The sequence below is a fragment of the Planococcus sp. ISL-109 genome (genome assembly GCF_018613655.1).
In the GTDB taxonomy this organism is placed as follows: domain Bacteria; phylum Bacillota; class Bacilli; order Bacillales_A; family Planococcaceae; genus Planococcus.
Genome location: NZ_JAGGPW010000018.1, coordinates 21,964 through 36,650, shown reverse-complemented (window position 1 = coordinate 36,650; position 14,687 = coordinate 21,964). Strand labels below are relative to the sequence as shown.

10 protein-coding genes and 1 pseudogene are annotated in these 14,687 nt (G+C 49.1%); all 11 read left to right on the top strand.

The window, feature by feature from the left end; all coding sequences use genetic code 11:
* Positions 1–16 precede the first annotated feature (16 nt).
* The 11 genes and pseudogenes from fusA (at position 17) to J7E21_RS12520 (ending at position 14,579) form a co-directional block, all read left to right on the top strand.
* On the top strand, positions 17–2,095 hold the full coding sequence (gene fusA / locus J7E21_RS12570) for an elongation factor G (RefSeq protein ID WP_215108266.1): 2,079 nt from the start codon (positions 17–19) through the stop codon (positions 2,093–2,095).
* A 116-nt stretch (positions 2,096–2,211) separates the two neighbouring features.
* Positions 2,212–3,399 carry an elongation factor Tu gene (gene tuf, locus J7E21_RS12565; RefSeq protein WP_215108264.1) on the top strand — a complete coding sequence of 396 codons (1,188 nt, stop codon included), beginning with the start codon at positions 2,212–2,214 and terminating at the stop codon, positions 3,397–3,399.
* Positions 3,400–3,831: 432 nt separating this feature from the next.
* A complete protein-coding gene (gene ilvE, locus J7E21_RS12560) occupies positions 3,832–4,731 on the top strand; it encodes a branched-chain-amino-acid transaminase (RefSeq protein ID WP_215108262.1) in 900 nt (299 codons plus the stop codon).
* A 341-nt stretch (positions 4,732–5,072) separates the two neighbouring features.
* Positions 5,073–6,806: a biosynthetic-type acetolactate synthase large subunit gene (gene ilvB / locus J7E21_RS12555; protein WP_215108260.1), complete on the top strand. Its 1,734-nt coding sequence runs from the start codon at positions 5,073–5,075 to the stop codon at positions 6,804–6,806.
* Positions 6,803–7,315 carry an acetolactate synthase small subunit gene (gene ilvN, locus J7E21_RS12550; protein WP_215108258.1) on the top strand — a complete coding sequence of 171 codons (513 nt, stop codon included), beginning with the start codon at positions 6,803–6,805 and terminating at the stop codon, positions 7,313–7,315. Before ilvB ends, ilvN begins: the two co-directional genes overlap by 4 nt.
* Before the next feature lie 24 nt (positions 7,316–7,339).
* A pseudogene (gene ilvC, locus J7E21_RS12545) lies at positions 7,340–8,380 on the top strand (ketol-acid reductoisomerase); the annotation flags it as partial.
* Positions 8,367–9,908 (top strand): 2-isopropylmalate synthase, encoded by a 1,542-nt coding sequence (locus J7E21_RS12540; RefSeq protein WP_215108249.1) that lies wholly within the window; start codon positions 8,367–8,369, stop codon positions 9,906–9,908. The pseudogene ilvC and the gene J7E21_RS12540, both read left to right, overlap by 14 nt.
* Before the next feature lie 28 nt (positions 9,909–9,936).
* Positions 9,937–11,037 carry a 3-isopropylmalate dehydrogenase gene (gene leuB, locus J7E21_RS12535; protein ID WP_215108247.1) on the top strand — a complete coding sequence of 367 codons (1,101 nt, stop codon included), beginning with the start codon at positions 9,937–9,939 and terminating at the stop codon, positions 11,035–11,037.
* Between the two features lie 18 nt (positions 11,038–11,055).
* Positions 11,056–12,474 (top strand): 3-isopropylmalate dehydratase large subunit, encoded by a 1,419-nt coding sequence (leuC, locus tag J7E21_RS12530; RefSeq protein WP_215108245.1) that lies wholly within the window; start codon positions 11,056–11,058, stop codon positions 12,472–12,474.
* 18 nt (positions 12,475–12,492) lie between these two features.
* On the top strand, positions 12,493–13,083 hold the full coding sequence (leuD, locus tag J7E21_RS12525; protein ID WP_215108243.1) for a 3-isopropylmalate dehydratase small subunit: 591 nt from the start codon (positions 12,493–12,495) through the stop codon (positions 13,081–13,083).
* A 167-nt stretch (positions 13,084–13,250) separates the two neighbouring features.
* Positions 13,251–14,579, top strand: a complete 1,329-nt coding sequence (locus J7E21_RS12520; protein WP_215108241.1) for a Na+/H+ antiporter family protein — start codon at positions 13,251–13,253, stop codon at positions 14,577–14,579.
* Positions 14,580–14,687: the final 108 nt, after the last annotated feature.

Sequence of the window (14,687 nt, the reverse complement as noted above, 5' to 3'; positions counted from 1 at the left end):
GAAGGAGAAAGACCATATGCCTAGAGAGTTCTCCTTAGCAAATACACGTAATATCGGAATCATGGCACACATCGATGCCGGTAAAACGACCACTACGGAGCGTATATTGTATTACACAGGCCGCATCCATAAAATCGGCGAAACGCATGAAGGTGCTTCTCAAATGGACTGGATGGAGCAGGAGCAAGAGCGTGGAATCACGATCACATCTGCTGCGACAACAGCTTCATGGGAAGGGCACCGCGTAAACATCATCGATACTCCAGGACACGTAGACTTTACAGTAGAAGTTGAACGTTCTTTGCGCGTACTTGATGGTGCTGTGACGGTTCTTGATGCCCAATCAGGCGTTGAGCCACAAACAGAAACTGTATGGCGCCAAGCGACAACATACGGAGTTCCGCGCCTTGTATTCATTAACAAAATGGATAAAATCGGTGCAGACTTCTTGTATTCAGTAGGCACTTTGCATGATCGCCTGCAAGCTAACGCCCATCCGATTCAATTGCCGATTGGTGCAGAAGACGAGTTCTCAGGGATCATTGATCTTGTTGAAATGAACGCGCGCTTCTATGCAAACGATTTGGGAACTGAAATCACTGAAGGGGACATTCCTGAAGAGTATAAAGAACAAGCTCAAGAATGGCACACGAAATTAGTGGAAGCTGTTGCTGAACTTGACGAAGACTTGATGGAAAAATACCTCGGCGGTGAAGAACTTACTGTTGACGAACTGAAAAACGCGATTCGTAAAGGAACGCTTGATGTTGAGTTCTATCCAGTAGTTTGCGGAACTGCTTTCAAAAACAAAGGGGTTCAATTGATGCTTGATGCAGTAATTGATTACCTACCATCTCCACTAGACGTACCGCCAATGACGGCGCTTCGTCCGGATTCAGACGAAGAAGTATTGCGTAAAGCATCTGAAGACGAGCCTTTCTCTGCTCTGGCATTCAAAGTAATGACAGACCCATATGTAGGGAAATTGACGTTCTTCCGTGTTTACTCCGGTACTTTGAAATCTGGTTCATACGTTCAGAACTCTTCAAAAGGCAAGCGTGAGCGCGTAGGACGTATCCTGCAAATGCACGCAAACTCCCGTGAAGAGATCGCTGAAGTATATTGCGGAGATATCGCTGCTGCAATCGGCCTGAAGGATACTTCTACAGGCGATACGCTATGCGATGAAAAAGACCAAGTTATTCTTGAGCGCATGGTCTTCCCGGAACCGGTTATCTCCCTTTCGGTAGAGCCGAAATCCAAAGCGGACCAGGACAAGATGGGCCAAGCTCTTGCGAAATTGCAAGAAGAAGACCCAACTTTCCGTGCGCACACGGACCAGGAAACTGGTCAAACGATCATCGCGGGTATGGGTGAACTCCACCTTGATATCCTGGTTGACCGTATGAGACGCGAATTCAACGTTGAAGCAAACGTCGGAGCTCCTCAGGTATCTTACCGTGAGACATTCCGCCAGTCTGCAAAAGTTGAAGGGAAGTTCGTACGTCAGTCTGGTGGCCGCGGTCAGTTCGGACACGTTTGGATCGAGTTCTCTCCAAACGAAGAAGGCGCTGGCTTTGAATTCGAAAATGGAGTTGTTGGTGGTGTCGTTCCACGTGAATACATCCCAGCAGTTGAAGCGGGTCTTCGCGACTCTCTTGATAACGGTGTTATTGCCGGTTATCCATTGATCGATATTAAAGCAAGATTGTATGATGGATCTTACCACGATGTTGACTCCAACGAGATGGCGTTTAAAGTAGCAGCTTCTATGGCTCTGAAAAACGCTGTAGCGAAAGTTAACCCGGTACTCCTTGAGCCGATCATGAAAGTAGAAATTGTAATCCCTGAAGAATACCTTGGCGATATCATGGGTGACGTAACGTCTCGCCGTGGACGCGTAGAAGGTATGGACGCTCGCGGAAACGCACAAGTCGTCCGTTCAATGGTTCCACTTGCTGAAATGTTTGGTTATGCAACAAACTTGCGTTCTAATACGCAAGGACGTGGTGTGTTCTCTATGCACTTCGATCACTATGCAGAAGTACCGAAGTCCATTTCTGAAGAAATTATCAAGAAAAACAAAGGGCAATAATTGAATTTTGACCTTTAAGCAAGTATAAATAGTTTGTATGCCCATTATGCAGTTTTCTGCACAATGGGTACTCCAAACGACTACTATTAACTTATATTTTGAGGAGGATTTTTCTAATGGGTAAAGCTAAATTTGACCGTTCTAAAACACACGCTAACATTGGCACAATCGGACACGTTGACCATGGTAAAACAACTTTGACTGCAGCAATCGCTACAGTTCTAGCTAAAAAATCAGGCGGGGAAGCTCGTTCTTACGCTCAAATCGACAACGCTCCTGAAGAAAAAGAGCGCGGTATCACAATCAACACTTCTCACGTTGAGTATGAAACTGCTACTCGCCACTACGCACACGTTGACTGCCCTGGTCACGCTGACTATGTTAAAAACATGATCACTGGTGCTGCACAAATGGACGGCGGGATCCTAGTAGTATCTGCTGCTGACGGCCCAATGCCACAAACTCGTGAGCACATCTTGCTTTCACGTCAAGTAGGCGTACCTTACCTTGTAGTATTCATGAACAAATGCGACATGGTAGACGACGAAGAACTTCTTGAACTTGTAGAAATGGAAGTTCGCGACCTATTGTCTGAATATGACTTCCCTGGCGATGACATTCCTGTCATCAAAGGTTCTGCACTTAAAGCTCTTGAAGGCGAAGCAGAATGGGAAGATAAAATCGTTGAATTGATGGATGCAGTTGATAGCTATATCCCAACTCCACCACGCGACACTGACAAGCCATTCATGATGCCAGTTGAGGATGTATTCTCAATCACTGGTCGTGGTACGGTTGCTACTGGACGCGTTGAACGCGGACAGATCAAAATCGGTGACAACGTTGAGATCATCGGTCTTACTGAAGAGCCAAAAACTACAACTGTTACAGGTGTAGAAATGTTCCGCAAATTGCTTGACTATGCTGAAGCTGGCGACAACATCGGCGCACTTCTTCGCGGAGTTTCCCGTGATGACGTTCAGCGTGGACAAGTTCTTGCTAAACCAGGCACAGTCAAGCCACACACAAACTTCAAAGCTGAAGTTTATGTTCTTTCAAAAGAAGAGGGTGGACGTCACACTCCATTCTTCTCAAACTACCGTCCACAGTTCTACTTCCGTACAACTGACGTGACTGGTGTTTGTAACCTTCCTGAAGGAGTAGAAATGGTTATGCCTGGCGACAACATCGAAATGGATGTTGAGCTTATCTCACCAATCGCTCTTGAAGAAGGAACTAAGTTCTCTATCCGTGAGGGTGGACGTACTGTAGGCGCTGGCGTTGTAGCTTCTATCCAGAAGTAATTCGCTCCAGCGAAACCCCTTAGCTCATAATGAGCTAAGGGGTTTTTTTATTGTTTTTATCAAGAAGGCGGTGAGCTTTATTCATTGCCTTCTTTTTTAGGTCGATCTGTTAAAGTGATTATCGGTTCTCTGTAGTGCAGGCTGCAGTTTCAGCGTTATATGGGGAAATCAGGAAAGGGTTTCATCTTTTTATACGCAATATATCGCATCTTAATAAAATATTCAAACTTTTTTAAAAATATTCTAAAACCGCGCTGCGACAACGATGTAAACGGATACAAATGATTTAAATGTTCAGAACTAGCAAAAAAATCACATTTTGTTTGTTGACACCCTTTGGAATAGGCGATATGATAGCAACAATTTAACAGAACAAAGCATTTACACTGGCATACCGCCATATAAAAAATTCCGACGAAAGAAGTGGACATCATGACTGAACAAGTAATCTATATGAATGGTGAATTTGTAAAAAAAGAAGATGCCAAGGTCTCGGTTTATGATCATGGCTTTCTATATGGCGATGGAGTGTTCGAAGGCATTCGTTCCTACAACGGAAATGTCTTCCGCTTAGAAGAGCATCTCGAACGCCTTTACGATTCGGCTAAATCAGTGATGCTTGAAATTCCGCACACTCCCGAAGAAATGACGGAGCTGGTCGTCGAGACACTCCGACAAAATAAGTTGAAAGATGCTTATATCCGCTTAGTCGTCTCAAGAGGCGTCGGAAATTTAGGGCTTGACCCGTTCAGCTGTGCGATGCCAAATGTCATCGTTATTGCGGAGCCGCTTTCCTTATTCCCGAAAGCATTGTATGACAGCGGCATCGAAATCGTTTCAGTCGCTACAAGAAGAAGCCGCTCAGACGTCCTTAGTCCGAAAGTGAAATCACTTAACTATATGAACAATATCCTCGTGAAAATTGAAGCGAGCTTAGCGGGTGTTTCGGAAGCACTCATGCTCAATGATCAAGGTTATGTGGCGGAAGGATCCGCTGACAATATCTTCATCGTCCGCAAAAACAAATTGATGACACCTCCCGGATATGTCGGGGCACTTGAAGGCATTACACGTAACGCTATCATGGAAGTAGCGGCCGAAAAAGGCTACCAGATGGAAGAGGCAGTTTTCACAAGGCACGATGTCTACGTGGCGGATGAAGTGTTCTTAACAGGAACAGCAGCGGAAGTCATTGCTGTCATCAAGGTGGATGGCCGTGTCATCGGCGATGGCAAGCCGGGAGTGGTCACCAAGGATTTGCTCGAGTCTTTCCGGGAATTGGTCCAGCAAGACGGCGTAAAAGTTTATAGCGAACATTTAAATGTTGTCTAAAATTTCATAAAGCAATTCAATGACGAGGTTAAAGCAAACGGAATACAGCATTTACAGAGAGCCGGGGCGGTGGAAGCCGGCAATGCTGCCAGATGCGACATCCCCTCTGAGTGGAATGCTGAACGGCTTAGGCCCTTTAGGTGTTCCCGGTAACTGCCACAATAAGGGTTATCGTTATCAACGGATAAGTAATTATCCAAGAGGCTGCAAATCGCAGTGAAATAGGGTGGTACCATGAAGCTTTTTCATCCCTATGCAAAGAAGATGTCTTCTTTGCGTAGGGATGAAAAAGCTTTTTTGTTTAGTACTGCCGAAGGCTTAAGAAGAAGGAGGCGGAGAGATTGGGAGTAAACGTAAAGGTCAGAGAAGAACAAAAAAAAGGATTATCCGGCAGTGGGGCGGACGTATTGATTCAATCTTTGAAACAGCAGGGTGTAGAAATCATTTTTGGCTACCCAGGAGGTGCGGTTCTACCAATCTATGATGCCTTGCACCGGAATCCGGTTCGGCACATCTTGGCGCGGCACGAACAAGGTGCAATTCATGCGGCGGAAGGCTACGCCAGAGTTTCCGGGAAAGCCGGAGTGGTCATTGCAACATCCGGCCCTGGAGCAACGAACCTGGTCACCGGCATTGCAGATGCGATGCTCGACTCGTTGCCGCTGGTTATCTTTACTGGACAAGTTGCGACATCGGTTATCGGAACGGACGCTTTTCAGGAAGCCGATATCGTCAGCATCACACAGCCAATCACGAAACATAATTATCAAGTGAAGAAAGTGGAGGATTTGCCGCGGATTATCAAAGAGGCATTCTTCATCGCATCAACAGGACGTCCCGGACCGGTCCTTGTCGACATTCCAAAAGACATCTCGACAATGCTCTTTACCGGAAAAGAAAAGCAGGCGGATGCGGATGTCTGCTTGCCGGGTTATCAGCCGACAATGACGCCGAACTATTTGCAAATCCAAAAAGCGGTGAAGCTATTATCTAGTGCGAAAAAACCGGTGATTCTTGCGGGTGCTGGGGTGCTTGCAGCAAGAGCTTCAGAAGAGCTTCAGACATTCGCTGAACATCATCAAATTCCGATTGTCAATACATTGCTCGGGCTCGGCACTATCGGCGGTGACCACAAGCTGTTCCTTGGAATGGGTGGGATGCACGGAACTTATGCAGCGAATACGGCGATTTGCGAATGTGATGTACTTCTCAATATCGGCGCCCGCTTTGATGACCGGCTTACAGGAAACTTGGCAGCATTCGCGCCGAACGCAGAAGTCATCCACATCGACATCGACCCTGCGGAAATCGGGAAAAATGTTCCGACAGCAATCCCAATCGTGTCGGATGCGAAAGCGGCACTGCTTGAATTATTGAAGAGCAATTTCGAAAGTCCAGATACACAAGAGTGGCACGGCAAGCTCAATGCATACAAGCAAGCGTATCCGCTTCAATACCACCAGAAGGAACGCAAAGGAATCATGCCTCAGGAAGCGGTCGAGTTGATTCACCGCTTGACTGGTGGCGATGCAATCGTCACAACAGACGTCGGACAACATCAAATGTGGACGGCGCAGTATTACCGCTTCAACAACCCGCATAACTGGGTCACATCCGGTGGTCTTGGAACGATGGGCTTCGGATTTCCGGCAGCGATCGGCGCAAAGTTTGCAAGACCGGAAGAAATGGTCGTTGCGGTCGTCGGCGATGCTGGCTTCCAGATGACTTTGCAGGAGTTGTCGTTATTACAGGAGTACCGGCTACCGGTTAAAGTGGTTATCCTAAACAATGAGAGCCTCGGCATGGTTCGCCAGTGGCAGGAAACCTTCTATGAACAAAGGTATTCCCAATCAATGATGCCGGTGCAACCGGATTTCGTCAAACTGGCTGCGGCTTATGATATCGACGGCTATAAAGTCGAAACGATGGAAGAAGCGGAAGAAGTATTCAAAAAAGCGTTTGAGTCAGATGGGCCGGCGCTCATCGATTGCCGGGTAGTCCAGTTGGAATGCGTCTACCCGATGGTCGCGCCAGGCAAAGGGCTGAACGAAATGATCGGAGTGAAAGGCGAATGAAGCGAGTAATCACAACAACGGTAATCAACCAGAGCGGCGTCTTGAACCGAGTGACCGGCCTGTTGATGAAGCGCCAATTCAATATTGAAAGCATTTCTGTTGGGCACACCGAGCAGGCAGGCATTTCCAAAATGACCTTTGTCGTCAACGTCGAGGATGAGCGAAAACTCGAGCAGTTGCTGAAGCAGCTGCAAAAGCAAATCGACGTCCTCAAAGTTAATGACATTACCGATAAAGCGATGGTCATGAGGGAACTTGCATTGATCAAAGTCGTCGCACCACCTGCTGTGCGCAGTGAGATTTACAGCATTGTGGAGCCGTTCCGTGCGACGGTGGTCGATATGAGCAAAAACGTTACGACTTTCCAAGTGACAGGCGATCCTGAAAAGATCGAAGCCTTCATCGATTTGATGAAGCCATACGGCATCAAAGAATTAACGAGAACCGGGGTATCCGCTTTTGTCAGAGAAACGCAAAAAGCCCGTACACCGCAATTGAACATTCTATAAAAACAAAAAACCCCAAAACTCGAGGAGGAAATGAAAATGGCAAAAATGTATTATAACCAAGACGTAAACGAACAGGCACTTAAAGGACAAACAATCGCGGTGATCGGCTATGGTTCACAGGGACACGCCCACGCACAGAACTTGAAAGATTCCGGTTTTAAAGTAGTAGTTGGTGTCCGTCCGGGCAAATCGTTCGACCAGGCGAAAGAAGACGGCTTAGAAGTGGTGACTGTAGCAGAAGCAGCACAAGCGGGTGACGTCATCATGGTACTCGTACCGGATGAGCGCCAGACGCAAATCTATGAAGAATCCATCAAACCGCATCTCGTGGCCGGAAAATCGCTCGTTTTCGCACATGGTTTTAACGTTCATTTCAATCAAATCGTTCCTCCAAAAGACGTCGATGTTTTCCTCGTCGCTCCAAAAGGGCCGGGACATCTCGTTCGCAGAACATTCGAAGCAGGAGCAGGCGTACCCGCTTTGTTCGCCATCCACCAGGATGTATCCGGAAATGCGAAAGACACGGCTCTAGCGTATGCAAAAGGAGTCGGCGCCGCCCGTGCAGGAATCCTGGAGACGACTTTCAAGGAAGAAACAGAAACCGATCTATTCGGAGAACAAGCAGTTCTTTGCGGCGGGGTAACTTCACTCGTCAAAGCAGGATTTGAAACTTTAGTGGAAGCAGGCTACCAGCCGGAACTCGCATACTTTGAATGCTTGCACGAACTGAAATTGATTGTTGACTTGATGTATGAAGGCGGCATGTCCGGCATGCGCCATTCAATTTCCGATACTGCTCAATGGGGCGACTTCGTATCCGGCCCGCGCATTGTCGATGCGGATACAAAAGCCCGCATGAAAGACGTGTTGACGGATATTCAAACCGGCAAGTTCGCCAAAGGCTGGTTGCTTGAGAACCAATTGAACCGCCCGGAATTCACAGCAATCGAAAACGCTGAAGCGGAACACCAAATTGAACAAGTCGGCCGCGAGTTGCGAGCTATGATGCCGTTCGTCAATGAAAACAAAAAACCAAAAGAGGTGGTCACCAATGTCACAAATTGATATTTTCGATACGACACTACGAGACGGGGAACAGTCGGCCGGGATCAACTTGAATACAGCAGAGAAGATCGAAATCGCCCGCCAGCTTGAACGTCTGGGCGTGACGATTATCGAATCGGGGTTCCCGGCTTCATCGCCTGGCGACTTCGACGCAGTGCAGCGGATTGCCGGTACGGTGAAGAACTCTATCGTAACGGGCCTGTCCCGCTCCATGAAAGCGGATATCGATCGGACATGGGAAGCTTTGAAGGGAGCGGAACAGCCGCATATCCACATCTTCTTGGCAACGTCCCCTATCCATATGGAACATAAATTGATGAAAACCCCGGAGCAGGTCGTCGACATCGCTGTCGAGTCTGTCCGCTACGCAAAAAAATTCTTCCCGCTCGTCCAGTGGTCAGCGGAAGATGCGTCAAGATCCGACCCGGAATTTTTGGTGCACATTATCAAGAAAGTTATCGAAGCAGGTGCGACGACAATCAACTTGCCGGATACAGTCGGCTATGCGACGCCGGAAGAATACGGCGCGATGTTCCGTTATATGACGGAAAACGTACCGGGCATCGAGAAAGTGAAGCTATCCGCGCATTGCCATAATGATCTCGGCATGGCGACAGCGAATACACTTGCGGCGATTGAAAATGGTGCGACACAAGTCGAAGGAACCATCAATGGAATCGGCGAACGTGCAGGAAACGTCGCTTTGGAAGAAATTGCGGTAGCACTTCACATCCGTAAACAATTCTACGAAATCGAGACAGGGATCAATTTGCATGAAATTAAACGGTCGAGCCAATTGGTCAGCCAATTGACCGGCAGCATCATCCAGCCGAACAAAGCGGTCGTCGGGAAAAATGCCTTCGCGCACGAATCGGGCATTCACCAGGACGGCATGCTGAAAAATCCACTAACCTATGAAATCATCACACCGGAATTAATCGGGGATGCGGTAACAGAACTGGTCCTTGGCAAACATTCCGGCAGACACGCTTTCCGTGACCGTGCTGTGAAGATGGGCTTCGAGTTGCCGGACAATAAATTGAATGAAGCATTCGTCGAATTCAAAAAGCTGGCCGACCGGAAAAAGCAAATCACCGAAGACGATTTGTATGTACTGTTGACCGATCAGCAAATCAACGACACCGAAACACCGGTCTATAAACTCGAAAGCGTACAAGTGCAATATGGCACCGCCAATATACCGACCGCGACAGCTTCTGCAACTGGCCCCGACGGCACTGCGATTCATGAGGCAGCGACCGGTTCCGGCTCTGTGGAAGCAATATTCAATACACTCGAACGCATCGTCGACGGCAAAGTGCACATCCTTGATTACCGTGTCACTTCAATCGGCAAAGGGCGCGACGCACTCGGCGAAGCGGTCATCAATATGAGCTATAATGGAGAAACCGTCACAGGACGCGACGTTGCGCAAGATGTTCTGGAAGCAACAGCGAAAGCTTATTTCAACGCAGTGAACCGCCAGCTCGTGAAACAAGGAAATAAAACGAAAATCCAAGCAGTGTAACAAACAAACCCACAGAGGAGGAATTACTATGGAAAAGACAATCGCAGTATTGCCAGGAGACGGCATCGGACCAGAAGTAACAGAGGCAGCAGTGAAGGTGCTGAAATCCATCGCAATGCGCTATGGCCACACATTCCATTGGAAATTCGCGGCGATCGGAGGAGTGGCGGTCGATGAAACCGGCAGCCCACTGCCGAAAGAAACCGTCGAAGCGTGTGAAGCGAGCGATGCGATCCTCCTCGGTGCGGTCGGCGGCCCGAAATGGGACAATAACCCGGCAGAACAGCGTCCGGAAAAAGGGCTCTTGAATATCCGCAAGCATTTCGATTTGTTCGCCAATGTCCGTCCGGTAAAAGCGGTGCCGGCACTTCTTGGATCTTCCCCGTTAAAAGAAGAAATCGCGCGCGAAGTGGATATGGTCATCGTCCGTGAGCTTACTGGCGGCTTGTATTTCGGGGAACCGAAACGCCATAATGAAAACTCAGCGGTCGATACACTTGTCTACACACGAGCAGAAATCGAGCGCATCGTCGATCAGGCGTTTGAAATGGCCCGCGCACGCCGCGGCAAATTGACTTCTGTCGACAAAGCGAATGTCCTGGAATCCAGTAAGCTATGGAGAAAAGTTGTTGAGGAGCGAAAAGTGGGCTACCCGGATGTGGAAGTAGAGCATATGCTAGTCGATGCAGCTGCGATGAAATTGATCACCAACCCGCGCTCATTCGACGTCTTAGTGACGGAGAACATGTTCGGCGATATCTTGAGCGATGAGGGATCGGTCATCACCGGCTCACTCGGCATGTTGCCTTCTGCAAGCATCCGTGCAGACGGCTTCGGCTTGTACGAACCGGTACACGGGTCTGCACCGGACATCGCAGGGCAAAATAAAGCGAACCCATCCGCTGCAATTTTGTCTGCTGCCATGATGCTGCGCCAATCGTTCGGCATGGAGTCAGAAGCAGCAACAATCGAAGAAGCAGTCATGAGCGTCCTCGAAGACGGCTATTGCACAGGCGATTTGTCTGCTTGCGGCAATAAAGTCATCTCCACGGAACGCTTTGTAGAAAAAGTAATCGAAGAATTGGAACGGGAATTCGTGTCAGAACATATCATGTTTTCCTACGTGTAAATGGAAGGGGCACTCCGCATGGCTAAGACGATTATTGAAAAAATCTGGGAACAGCATATTGTATTCGAAGAACAGGGAAAACCCGACCTTTTATATATCGACCTGCATCTATTGCATGAAGTCACATCGCCTCAAGCATTTGAAGGCTTACGCATAAACGGCCGAAAAGTCCGCCGTCCGGATTTATGCTTCGCGACGATGGACCATAACGTGCCGACTCGCAATCGCTCAGTGATTACAGATCCGATTTCCCGCAAGCAAATCAAAACGCTTCAGGACAATTGCGATGAGTTCGGCGTGCCGCTCGCGGGGATCAATCATCCGGACCAAGGCATCGTCCACGTCATCGGACCGGAGCTCGGTCTAACGCAGCCCGGCAAGACGATTGTCTGCGGCGATAGCCATACGTCCACACACGGAGCATTTGGCGCTTTGGCGTTCGGCATCGGGACAAGTGAAGTGGAGCACGTGTTATCGACACAAACATTGTGGCAGTCCAAACCGAAAACGATGGAAATCCGCATCGACGGTGAACTGGGCTTTGGCGTTTCCGCCAAAGACGTCATCCTTGCCGTCATCTCGAAGTTCGGTATCGATATGGGAACAGGGCATATCGTCGAATACACCGGTGAAGCGATCCGCAACTTGTCGATGGAAGAGCGCATGACTATATGCAATATGTCCATCGAAGCAGGCGCTCGCGCCGGACTCGTCAGTCCAGACGAAACAACCATCGAATATTTGCGCGGCAGAAGAAACGTCCCCGAAGGTGAAGCGTTCGAACGAGAAGCTGATCGCTGGCTGGCATTGGCGACAGACGAAGGCGCGATTTTTGATGTGACGCACACTATCCACGCCGATGACATATCCCCGTTTGTTACATGGGGTACAAACCCGTCCATGGGTTCAGGCATTGCCGCAAGCGTGCCGACAGCTAAGGATTACGACAAACAGGAAGACAAAGATGCATTGCGCCAGGCGCTGGCTTATATGCAACTCGAAGAAGGAGCCCCGCTTTCGTCCATCGCAATCCAACACGTATTCATCGGCTCCTGTACGAACGCCCGCCTAAGCGATTTGCGTGCGGCGAGTGACATCGTCAAAGGCAGAACGGTCCATCCGTCCGTCACAGCGATTGTCGTGCCGGGCTCAGAGACTGTGAAGCGTGCAGCGGAAGCGGAGGGGCTCGACCAAGTGTTCCTGCAAGCTGGTTTTGAATGGCGTGAAACAGGCTGCAGCATGTGCTTGGCGATGAACGAAGACTCTGTACCGGCAGGAGAGCGCTGCGCCTCTACCTCGAACCGCAACTTCGAAGGGCGTCAAGGAGCCGGATCTATGACGCACTTGGTGAGTCCGGTCATGGCGGCGGCTGCGGCCATCGAAGGGCATTTGACTGATGTCCGAAACTTTATGAAAGAGCCTGTGCCCTCGGCATAACGGAAGGAGGAACTGAATTTGAAACCCATCAACGAAATTTCGAGTGTGTTAACGCCGCTCGACCGCAAAAACGTCGACACCGACCAAATCATTTCGAAGGAATTCCTCAAGCGCATCGAGCGCACAGGATTCGGGAAATACTTGTTCTACCATTGGCGCTTTAACTCGGACGGTTCACCGAATGAACAGTTTGTTTTGAACGACCCTCGCTTCCAAGGCTCTGAAATTCTTGTGGCCCAGGAAAACTTTGGCTGCGGCTCCTCCCGCGAACATGCACCGTGGGCGATCCAGGATTACGGCTTTAATGTCGTCATTGCACCGAGCTATGCGGATATCTTCTATAATAACTGTGTGAAGAACGGCATTTTGCCGATTCGCCTAGAAGAAGCAGAAGTGAGTACTTTGCTTGAAAAAGGCAACAAGGCGCCGTACCGACTCGACGTCAATTTGAAAGAACAAAGCGTCACAGGCGAAGACGGCGTAAGCTATTCGTTCGATATCGACCCGTACTGGAAAGAAATGCTGTTGAACGGCTGGGATGAAATCGCCCTCACGATCCAATACGATTCCTATATCCAGGCGTACGAAGAGAAAATGCAACAAGCCTAAAAATACCCGTTCCACCAAAGCTCACTGTTAAACGACTTAACAGGGCTGCGGCGGAGCGGTTTTTTTGTTCGATACACTGTTGGGCGGGCGATGTTGACATCATTCAGCAGATTTGTTATTTTAGTAAAGTACTTTAACGCTTTAGCAAACTAAAGGAGAAATGAACAATGAATGCAGTTATTATCGCGGTGTTAGTGATGCTGATTTTGAGCTTGCTCCGTGTCAACGTCGTCTTCGCATTGCTGCTCGGAGCGCTCGCAGGTGGACTGAGCGGCGGGCTAAGCTTTACTGAAACGCTGACTTCCTATACAGAAGGACTTGGCAGTGGTGCGACCATTGCGCTGAGCTACGCTATGCTTGGGGGATTTGCCGTCGCGATTTCCCGCACCGGCATCCCGGAGCTATTGGTTGCAGGAGTATTGAAACTGGTCAATAAAGAAGGGGAAGCGACGCGCCAGAACTTGGCGAAAGCGCTCATCATCTTTGCACTTTTTGCAATGGCGATCTTCTCGCAAAACCTGATCCCGATCCACATAGCCTTTATCCCGTTATTGGTGCCGCCAATTCTGCACATCTTAAATGAGTTGCGCATCGACCGCCGGCTTATCGCAGCCGTTCTGACATTCGGATTGACGGCGCCGTATATTTTATTGCCATACGGATTCGGGCTGATCTTTCATGAAATCCTCGCCAATCAGATGGCGCTCGCCGGCATGCCGATCGATATGGCGGACATTCCACGAGCAATGATTTTCCCTGTCGCTGGGCTATTCCTCGGCCTGATCATCGCCGTGTTTGTTTCCTACCGCAAGCCGCGCGATTATCGTGAAGTGGGAACCACTACTTCTATAGAAGAAACTCCAAAACGGACAGCCTCTGTAAAGGATGTCATCGTCACAATCATCGCACTCGTTGCAGCGCTCTATGCGCAGATCGAAAGCGAATCGATGATCATCGGTGCGCTCGCCGGTATTTTGATTCTTTACATCTTCGGTGCGATGAAGTGGAAAGAAGCGGACGACGTCTTGACGGCGGGTATGCGCATGATGGCGTTTATCGGCTTCGTTATGATCTCGGCGAACGGTTTCGCTGCAGTCATTCAAGCTACCGGCGCAATTGAAACACTTGTTGAAAATACAGCGGACTTATTCGGCGACCAAAAGGGACTAGCGGCACTCGCCATGTTGATCGTCGGATTGTTCGTCACGATGGGGATCGGCTCTTCCTTCTCGACGATTCCGATCATCGCCGCCATCTTTGTGCCGCTCAGTGTGGAGTTCGGTTTCTCGACACTCGCAATCATCGCCTTGATCGGGACAGCAGGAGCGCTCGGCGATGCCGGCTCTCCTGCGTCCGACTCCACACTTGGCCCGACAGCAGGTCTCAACGTCGACGGCCAGCATAACCACATATGGGATACGGTCGTTCCGACGTTCCTCCACTATAATATTCCGCTCGTCATCTTCGGCTGGCTCGCGGTCATGTTCCTCGGCTAAGTCCGAAAGATTTCGACTATTATCGTATCGGTTGAAAGTGAAATAAATCCTGCTATACTAATAAAAGCGAATGAAAAAGAATTTCGTGGAAAGTCTTGCGGAATTCTT